This window comes from Arthrobacter sp. Y3223164 (genome assembly GCF_059091005.1).
Map to the genome: position 1 here is coordinate 1 of NZ_JBNHGF010000847.1, position 463 is coordinate 463.

A 463-nucleotide genomic window follows, 5' to 3' on the forward strand; every position below is an offset into this window, starting at 1 on the left:
CGAACCAGACGGGGGTCGGACAACCGGCCGGCCACAGCGGAGCCGCCCGCCAGGGAACGGCCAGGGCAGGTGCCGTCCGGATTGACGATGCGGCGGAAGCGCGGGGCGCAGGGGTCCCCGCCGGTTCCGCAGCACCTGCTCCGTCCGGCGCACACTACGCCGGAGCGCAACAACCTTCCACCGGGCAGTTCGCTGCACCCTCGGGTAAGGGAGCGGCCGGAGTGGCAGGCGCCGCCGCGGCCGCCCACGCCATGAACTCGCCGGAACACGGCACCGGCACCGGCACCGCGACGATCGCGTCGGGACGGGACACCGACGCCAGCCCGATCAGCACGCAGCGGGCCGAGGACCTTGAACCGGACGATTCCCTGTCGCCGGGGGCGGCAGACGGTGAGGCCGTCGGCATCCCCGTGACCGCCGATGCGAGCGGATCCGCAACTGCGCGCGCCGCCGCGTCCTCGGC

General features: G+C 74.7%; 1 protein-coding gene. It reads left to right on the top strand.

The features are described 5' to 3' along the window. Positions 1-221 precede the first annotated feature (221 nt). Positions 222-463, top strand: a 242-nt coding sequence (locus tag AC5RUJ_RS18345) for a hypothetical protein (RefSeq protein ID WP_494156529.1), incomplete at its 3' end; no start/stop codon positions are given.